6 protein-coding genes are annotated in these 8532 nt (G+C 39.5%); 3 read left to right on the forward strand and 3 right to left on the reverse strand.

Going from position 1 to position 8532, the window contains the following annotated elements:
* Positions 1-834: 834 nt before the first annotated feature.
* Together ACFIKI_RS06545 and ACFIKI_RS06550 are read right to left on the reverse strand one after the other, a co-directional pair.
* Positions 835-1848, reverse strand: coding sequence for an HWE histidine kinase domain-containing protein (locus ACFIKI_RS06545; protein WP_375622696.1), 1014 nt, complete (start codon positions 1846-1848; stop codon positions 835-837).
* Between the two features lie 22 nt (positions 1849-1870).
* Positions 1871-2665 carry a response regulator gene (locus tag ACFIKI_RS06550; RefSeq protein ID WP_375622694.1) on the reverse strand — a complete coding sequence of 265 codons (795 nt, stop codon included), beginning with the start codon at positions 2663-2665 and terminating at the stop codon, positions 1871-1873.
* Between the two features lie 169 nt (positions 2666-2834).
* On the opposite strand from ACFIKI_RS06550, the gene ACFIKI_RS06555 reads away from it, so the two are divergent.
* The 3 genes from ACFIKI_RS06555 to ACFIKI_RS06565 all read left to right on the forward strand — a co-directional run bounded on the left by ACFIKI_RS06555 (position 2835) and on the right by ACFIKI_RS06565 (position 5248).
* Positions 2835-3038 carry a NepR family anti-sigma factor gene (locus tag ACFIKI_RS06555; protein WP_375666408.1) on the forward strand — a complete coding sequence of 68 codons (204 nt, stop codon included), beginning with the start codon at positions 2835-2837 and terminating at the stop codon, positions 3036-3038.
* Between the two features lie 6 nt (positions 3039-3044).
* The gene (locus ACFIKI_RS06560; protein ID WP_375622690.1) at positions 3045-3599 is read left to right on the forward strand and encodes an RNA polymerase sigma factor; all 555 of its coding nucleotides are present in this window, start codon (positions 3045-3047) and stop codon (positions 3597-3599) included.
* 224 nt (positions 3600-3823) lie between these two features.
* Complete coding sequence (locus tag ACFIKI_RS06565) at positions 3824-5248, forward strand: sensor histidine kinase (protein ID WP_375622688.1); 1425 nt, start codon at positions 3824-3826, stop codon at positions 5246-5248.
* Between the two features lie 904 nt (positions 5249-6152).
* Here the strand turns inward: ACFIKI_RS06565 and ACFIKI_RS06570 are convergent.
* Positions 6153-8138, reverse strand: a complete 1986-nt coding sequence (locus tag ACFIKI_RS06570) for a M23 family metallopeptidase (protein ID WP_375646292.1) — start codon at positions 8136-8138, stop codon at positions 6153-6155.
* Positions 8139-8532: the final 394 nt, after the last annotated feature.

The raw sequence follows: 8532 nt of genomic DNA on the forward strand, positions 1-8532 counted from the left end.
CAGTTCCCAAGGCAAGGATATCCTATATTGAAGCAAGCAAAATCATTGGTTTGCACATCATAAAAGGGAGAGAGTGGGCGAAAATATTTGAAGAAAAGACTATATGCCTTTTATGAATTCTCTCAAATGTCAAAAGCTGTTGTAACATGAGAAAAATAGTATGATAACGCGCAGCTGCTACTTTGATGAAGTAAAGAGGGGCATGAAGTGGAGAGAGGCATGAGGTAAAGAGGGGCGTGCTTGATGGCTTATACGCTTACAGAGGCTGTTTTGAAATGCGCTTGAACGCGCTGGAAAATATTTTAAAAAAGCGTGAATGAGGGGTACAAGTGTATTCTGTTGTAGGATGTTCTATTGGGAGTAAAAGGATAACCCCATTAAAGAACACGTTAAATAAAAGCATAAAATATGCCATTTCCACGATTTAAAAGATATTGTCGGCAGGCTTTAAGCTCGTAAAGCGGAAAAGTGTTGCCGGATGTTGGCTTTTACCCTTGAAATTTCATATCATTCTCAAATGAAATTATGTACCCATTATGGAAAGTATGCTAAAAGATATGTGTAGTATGCGCACTTTGATCTGGTCTATAAAAGCTAAAACTGCTTGCTCTTAGTCGTTTTAATGTCTGTTTTAAAATATGTAGCGAGCGATAAAGGTTGATGAACAGGAAAGGGAATGGGTTTTATGCTGCTGGCGTTAAGTTCTCATCTTAAAGTTTGGGGACTATAGAGGTGGGTTTAAAGAGGTTGGACAAACTCTTGGTGCTTAATAAAATAGATTAGAACTTTTTTGGAGAATGGAAACTTCCCTTATTGATTGTTGGAAAGGCACTTTTAAGACAAAATATCAAAATAAGTATCAGGAACAGAAAGGCTATAGACAATGCCTTCTTCTGTCAATGTGAACGAAGCCGAACCATTGACGGAAATGGGAACAATTTTTTCAAGAACGGCACTGCCAAAACAGGCTTTTTTATTGTTTGTGAAAGGGACACCGGATTCAAAATTTTCATTCCATGTGATGATAAGGTGCGTTTTGCCATTCAGTTTTGTTTCAATTTCACAGCGTATACAGACACTGCCCTTTTCTTGCGAAAGGGCTCCAAAAGAAAGAGAATTGACAATCAGTTCATGAAAAGCCAAACCAATATGCAAAGCGGCATTGGGAAAAAGATAAGGATCGACACCTTCAAGTGAAAAACGTTCTGTTTCTTTCATTAAATAGCCTAAAGCTTGCGTTTGGACCAATTCGCGAAATTGAGCACCACGCCAATCGGAATCGGTGATCAGATCTTGAGAATGAGAAAGAGAATGAAGACGACCTTGAAATTTGCGTAAGAAAACCTGAAGAGATTCAGTATAGCGTGCCGTTTGGCTGGCAATACTTTGAATGATCGCTAAAAGATTTTTAGAACGGTGGCTTACTTCTCGAAGGAGAATTTTAAGCACTTGTTCACGGCGGCGTAAGCCCGAAATATTAACACCAGTGGTGATAATACCGATAATGTCTCCGTTATCATTGCGGTGGCAGTCAACAGAAAATTTGTACCAAATCTCTTGTTTATTCGTATCTTCAAAACGTGCTTCGACGGTTTGCATTTTGCCACTGGCTAAAACTTGCAGTTTGATGGTTTCCATATTGTCTGCAAGGTCAAGCGAAAAAAAGTCGCTGTCACGACACCCAACCCGCCATTTATTGTGCAAATGGTGTGGCAAGTTTTCAGCCCATAAATAAACCAAATTTGTTGCCTGATAGAGAACACAAATATCAGCACCACGAATCGCTTGCATGAGCGCGCTTATATGAGATCTGTCCATGGGAGGCTTTGAAAGAGGCGTAACGATCATAATTTTAAGATGTTACTCTGTTCTAAGCCGCTTTAGAAGCATTCTCTTGAAAAAATAAAGCTTGGGAAATAAGCGCTTTTACCATATCAGGGTTAAAAGGTTTGGTCACTAAAAAAGTCGGTTCTGGACGTTCGCCTGTGAGAAGCCTTTCGGGAAAAGCCGTGATGAAAATCACCGGTATACGATCATTTTTCAAAATCTCGTTGACCGCATCAATGCCTGAACTGTTATCGGCTAATTGAATATCAGCCAAAATTAAACGTGGCTTTTTCTTATGATACATGATGACAGCTTCATCACGCGTGCGCGCTATTCCTACAACATGGTGACCTAAGCTTTCTACCATTTGTTCAATATCAAGCGCAATAAGAGGCTCATCTTCAATAATCATCACTTCAGTGGCAATTTGTTGAGAAATGTCAAAAGATGCTTGGTTGAGAAGCTTGCGAAATTCTTTCGTATCCAGATTCATGATTTCGCTAGCTTCTTGTTCATGAAATCCTTCAACGGCAATGAGCAAAAATGCTTGGCGTGCACGGGGCGTGAGATAGGATAATTTGGCACTGGTTTTTTGTTCAAGACCAAATTGAGGCAGGGGTTCTGGGATGTTCGGTGTGGTTTGGTCAAAAAGATGGCAAAAAAGCCAATAGGTACCAATTCGGTCAGTGGAAGCTTTGGGAAAAATGGAGATGTCGGCAATGAGTGCTTCCAACATCGCTGATACATAAGCATCGCCAGAGGATTGGCTACCAGTGACAGAGCGGGCAAAACGCCGGAGATAGGGAAGATGCGGTGCAATGCGTGTTGATAATGACATAATTTATAACTCCTTTGACCTTGCAAGCATTTTGTTGGTTGAAACCCTCAACCGATAAAAAAGTTCCTTGATTTGTATGGAACTTTTTACCGACAGCCATATTTACAACCATAAGGCGAAAAAATTCTTCGCGGTGCTATCAATATTATATGGATTAGGGGGATGAAAAATGAACGACCGTGATGAAAAAAATCTCACTAGGCAATTTACAGTTGGAGATGATCTGCTCGGGGTCAATAGTGAAATAGCACGGAAATTACGCCAGTTTTACATGGAAATTCAGGAAGAAGCACTGCCACGGTGTTTGCTCGAGCTTTTAGAAAGATTGGAGCGCGCAGAGCAATTTGACTTAAGCAATGTGGAAAAGGTTTGATCCTTTATGTCAAAGTGCACAAAAAACTTTAAACAAGAACTCCTTTCTGTGTTGCCTGCTTTACGCGCTTTTGCTGTTTCTTTAAGTGGCAAACATGATAAAGCCGAAGATTTGGTTCAAGATACTGTTATGAAGGCATGGGCTAAGCAAGACAGTTTTGAGATGGGAACTAATCTTAAAGCTTGGCTTTTTACCATTTTGCGCAATGAGTTTTATAGTCAAATGCGCAAAAAGGGAAGGGAAGTGCAAGATACCGATGGCGTGTTTACCCAAAATGTTGCTGTGCATCCTGCGCAATATGGATCGCTTGATTTGCAAGATTTTAAAAAAGCCTTAAATCTGCTTTCTGCTGATCAAAGAGAAGCCATTATTCTCATTGGTGCATCGGGATTTTCTTATGAAGATGCTGCGGCTATTTGTGGTTGTGCTGTTGGAACCATTAAAAGCCGTGTGAGCAGGGCGCGTAATCGATTACAAGAACTTCTTGAGGTGGATGGTGAGTCTGATTATGGTCCTGATTCTTATTCCGCTGGAAGTACATTGTGTTCATTTAACGGCTAAAAAAGCATAATAATTATGATGGATAGCCTTGTTTTTTTTATTCCCGTTATAGCTATTACAGTAAAGTCAGTATCTGAGGAAATTCAGAAGTTTGGCGTGTATCCTTAAAAACACAAGAAAAGCCCGTATAAAATTTTCTCACGGGCTTTGGGTTTTATGTTCCATAAGGTTGCCTTCCTTTGTGCTGAAAAATGACGACTTTCAAGTTCGCCACTGGAAATTCTATGACAACAAAGACAAATTTGCTGCCTCAAATGCCTTCTTCTCATGCAACGATATCACGCTGGCGGTGGGGGGCGATTGTTGTTTCTCTTGTGATGGCTCTTTTGGCATCGGTTTTTATTATGTTGCTTTCAAATGCCGTTGATCGAGAAGTCGCACAGTTGAATACAAGTTCAGAATTGCGCGAACAGGCTGATTTGGTCCTTATTAGCCTGATTGATATGGCTGTTGCTGATCGCAGCTATGCAAAAACGCGCAAGGCGGAAGATAAAATACGTTTTGAAAATGCAGAGCGGGAGTTGGGAGATATTCTCGACTATATCGCACTTATTGTTTATGCGCATCCGCAGTGGGATGAGTGGTTTAGGGCTTTTAAAAAGGAAGTCGAAGCAAGACAAGCTTTTATGAATGCCCATATGCATGCTCTTGATACAGTTCCTGAGCCATCTTCTCAACCTTCCGTCTCTTTAGATGTCTCCAAAATTCCCGTGGCACGCTTAGCGCAATTGATGACAAGTTTTATTAATGGGGATGATGTGGTGCGCCAAAAACAGCGTGAGGGTATCGCATTGATGCGGGCGGCTTTGACATTGGCGGCTATTGTTTCCGTTGTGAGTACCTTTATTTCTGCCTATTTTGTGATTAATCGTTTTCATCGTGATGTACGTTCTTTAAAATTGTATCAATTGCTGCTTCATAGCGAAAATATCGCTCTGGAAGCCCGCGTGAAAGAACGAACACAAGAATTAGAAAAAGCACGCAATCACGCCGAAAAAGAACGCCAACGGGTTGAAATATTGTTGCAGGATGCAAGCCATCGCATTGGCAATTCTCTTGGGACGGTGTCTTCTTTGCTGGGGCTTCAGTTAAGTCGGAGTAAAAATGAAGAAGTCCGTACTGTTCTAGGGGCTGCACGTGATCGTATTCAGACAATTTCTACAGCACATCGTCGTTTGCGTTTAAGTGATGATATGGAAACGACACTATTGGCAGAGTTTCTCAGTTCTGTTGTGCATGATGTCGAATTGGCGGTCCCTTTTGAATTGCGTGAAAACATTACCATTCACACCAACTTTAAAGAGTGTCGTCTGTCTTCAAGAGATGCAACAACACTTGGAATTATCCTTGGCGAGTTGCTAACCAATTCCTTAAAACATGCCTTTCCTGATCAACGGTCGGGCCATATTTATATTTCCTTTGGTCCCCAGAACGATGGACAATTGATGCTTATTGTAGAAGATGATGGCGTGGGGATGAAGAGCCAAACTTTAAAACAAAAGACAGGACTTGGTCGTGTAGTTGTGGAACAGCTTTGTATGCAATTTGGTGAAAAACCTCTGTTTGAAACTTCGGCTTTAGGAGGCACAAAAATTGTCATTCCTTTGCCAAAACTTAGCACGAGTAGTTCAAAAAAAATCTCTGACTGATTTTTTAAAATGGTCAATTTTCTCTTTGCCAATGGTAAGCTGCTTTTCATTCATCGTGAATGTATGGAGAGGGCACTTTTTCACAAGAAGGAGGATAAAATACGGCTTCATAGCGCGAACACATCACTCTTTAATATTTACATTATCGATTGTCTTCAAGAGAAGCACCTTTGCTTCTTTATCTTTTGGTGTAATGTTTGATTTTCTCTCTTGTTGTTTTTTTGCTTTGTTGATTCCAATGATCGGCTTTCAAAATTCTCCTTGTCTGAGAGCTTTGAAGTGCTTAAGTTAGCTTTTAAATTTATTTTGAATAAGAACTTCTTTGAGCCAATAATACTTATATTCGTAAGCTCTATTGCTTTGCAAAAAATTGTTTTTTCAAGTTTTGTTATTTTTTGTAAGGGCTGTTAAAATTTTAAATATAGGGTGTTTTTGTAAGCTTGTGGGAGAAATATTTTTAAGGTAAAACGTGCTTGTAAAAAACTCATGCCCTCCCTCCTTCAGGGCTTTAAACAGCATCAGTGCTCAACCAGTGGAATCTGTGCAACAAGAAGTCGGGTTGTTTATAGAATGATATGGGTTTTAGAATCTTCGTTCTTTAGAAAAACTCACCTTTGATTTGAGATTTTATGGCATGGAAAACAAAGGGATTTTTATCGTTTTGATAAAATAAACAAAAAGCGTTAGCCTTTTGGGGTTCCATATTTTGCACTTTTCTGTTGTGCGTAAACCTGAAAAAGGGAGGGTGTTTTATTTTTAATCCTTATTATGCTGCTTTGGGTGGTGCATCTTTCGGCGTATCCTTTACAGATATTAAAGTGTGGAAATCTCTTTGAGAAAAGTTAAGCGCTCAAGCATATTTTTGAGATGTTTGAAGTCATAAAAATGCAGATGCTTTTATGCTTTAAGTCTCTTCGGAGGGTGCTATCGGGCTGTTGATCAAAGAATCAATATTGTTTTTTTCTTGTAGGAATGTTTGTAGATCTTGATTGGTTAAGGCTTTGCTATCTGGTATACGGATGCGCATGGGATCAACCTTGACGCCATTGACAATGATTTCAAAATGACAATGAGGACCAGTTGCCATTCCTGTTGATCCAACATACCCAATAATTTGTCCTTGTCGTACTTTCACGCCTGGTTTGATGTCTGGTGCATAACGGCTTTGGTGTGAATAACTGCTGACATATCCATTGGCATGTTGAATTTCCGTATGGTTTCCATAGCCGCCTGTTACGCCTACTCTTGTGACAATACCATCTCCTACAGCAATAATGGGCGATCCTTTAGGAGCAATCCAATCGACACCCGTATGCATGCGAATATAGCCTAAAATAGGATGTTTGCGTGGACCAAAGGGGGAGCCAAAAATGCCATTTGGTGTGGGTTTGCGCAGCAAGAAAGGCTTTGAACTCTTCCCTTCAGAATCATAATAATCAACGCTTCCATCTTTTAATTGATAACGGTAATATTTATAAGTTGTGTTGCCAAAAGTTGCACTAATATAACGAATTTCTGGATCAGCGTTCTTGGAGGGTTCTTTGGCTTTCAAGTTCTTTTTGCCGTTTTGGGTTTCTTTATCGCTTTGTGGTATGGCATAAAATATTTCAATCTGATCATTGGGGGTTATCTGGCTTTTCATATCAATGTTGGTGGCAAGCAGACGAATAAGACGATGAGAGAGAGATTGTGATATATTATGACTGAGCAAAGCACTATAGAGTGCATCATAAGCTGTTGGTAATTGCGCGCTATTGATATAAGAATGCGGAATACCATTTTGAAAAGCCGTTTTAAGTGCTTTAGACATTTTAGGCTCTGTGCTTTCAATGAATTGACCTTTATCATTCAGAGCAATGGTGAGAACATGATGCATCCCTTGATAAATGCTTGCACGGACGAGATGATCTTTTTCGCCAGCTTGTGTCACGATACCAATGCGTAAAAGACTTCCCTCTTTAAGGGTATCGGAAAGGCTCATTTTTTCTAGTGTTTTTACAACCTGTTCAATTTGCTCTTTTGTATAACTGGTTTTTTTGAAAGCATCGGCTATCGTTTGTTTTTTACGAATAGGAATAATATCTTCAACATAGTTTTTCGTCAGATCGATACGGTGACTTTGAGGAGAAACGGTTACATTTTCTTGGACGATTCGAACTTCAGGGGATTCTGTGCCTTGGGAAGGGGAGGATACATCTTCTAATTTTAAAGGATCAATCAATGTGAGAACTGAAAGAAGTTCGGAGCTCTTTTCTAAAGTAAATCCAGCTTTTTGTACTTCTTGTTGTGCTTCTTCATCTGTCAATGTATCGCTGTCATCAAAATCCAATTGATCTATCTTAAAATCATAGCTGCGTAAGGTGATTTTTGTTTCGACCTTTGCTCCATAAATCTGTCCAGAATCTTGTAGTTTAGCGCTTTGATTTGTCGAATCATTAGCAAGAATGCTTAAAGAATCAAATTTGGGATAGCTATATTTCTGGGGGCGCTTTTCGGCTAAAGCCATACGAATCCATTCAAAATGTTGTGTTTGAATGACCTTTTCATCACCTTTTTTTTGTAGAATCGATAATTCAAATTGACGTTTTCTGTCAAAGCTTTGCCGTGCATGGGTGGGAGAAATACGATCACCTTTATAGCCATTGGCCTCAGGGTCTTGTGATTCTGATAGGTTTTCTTGTGTAAACCATTGTGGAGGGGTTACCAATCGCTGTTGTTCATCAAGAGCCGTAAAAAGTGCAATCCCCATAAGAATGCAGGAAGTGATTCCTGTCAAAATGGTTCCCGTAAGCCAACGAGCAGAGACCTGTCGGCGCGCAGGCCGCAAGCGCTTAATGACAAGAGCAGGGTCTTGTCCAGGATCGTTTTTTTGTTGTTCGTTATCCCACATAGATTTATAAGAGTACTTTTCAATATTAAATAAAGAAAGCTAGATAGATAGCTTAGCATGCTTCTACAGGAATTTGATTCTTTTTACAAATTACAGATCATGCGATTCTCTTTATACAGCAATGTCTTTATAAATCGTATCTGCGCAGAAAATTTTCCTTAATTAAAGTAGCATAAAACAAGCGTTATTGTGATTAACTCATTCCTAGGCAACTTCCTATTTTTATGCATTGTAATGGGGTGCTATATTTTACTTTAAAGGCGCCATGCTCTCTTTGAACTCCTTGCTGTTTTCATGTTTTATTTTTATGAAGGCAGATTTTTCCAATAAAATCTTGAAATAGGATTTTTTGTTACAAAATTTTATTGGTAATGTTTGGGGCATTTTATTTAAA

It is taken from the genome of Bartonella sp. TT121SHDZB (assembly GCF_042193415.1).
Lineage (GTDB): Bacteria > Pseudomonadota > Alphaproteobacteria > Rhizobiales > Rhizobiaceae > Bartonella.

What these genes read in the sequence shown, in the direction of transcription:
- ACFIKI_RS06570 (WP_375646292.1), bottom strand. Translation starts at nt 8,138, where the DNA reads ATGTGGGATAACGAACAACAAAAAAACGATCCTGGACAAGACCCTGCT.
- ACFIKI_RS06555 (WP_375666408.1), top strand. Translation starts at nt 2,835, where the DNA reads ATGAACGACCGTGATGAAAAAAATCTCACTAGGCAATTTACAGTTGGA.
- ACFIKI_RS06550 (WP_375622694.1), bottom strand. Translation starts at nt 2,665, where the DNA reads ATGTCATTATCAACACGCATTGCACCGCATCTTCCCTATCTCCGGCGT.
- ACFIKI_RS06560 (WP_375622690.1), top strand. Translation starts at nt 3,045, where the DNA reads ATGTCAAAGTGCACAAAAAACTTTAAACAAGAACTCCTTTCTGTGTTG.
- ACFIKI_RS06565 (WP_375622688.1), top strand. Translation starts at nt 3,824, where the DNA reads ATGACAACAAAGACAAATTTGCTGCCTCAAATGCCTTCTTCTCATGCA.
- ACFIKI_RS06545 (WP_375622696.1), bottom strand. Translation starts at nt 1,848, where the DNA reads ATGATCGTTACGCCTCTTTCAAAGCCTCCCATGGACAGATCTCATATA.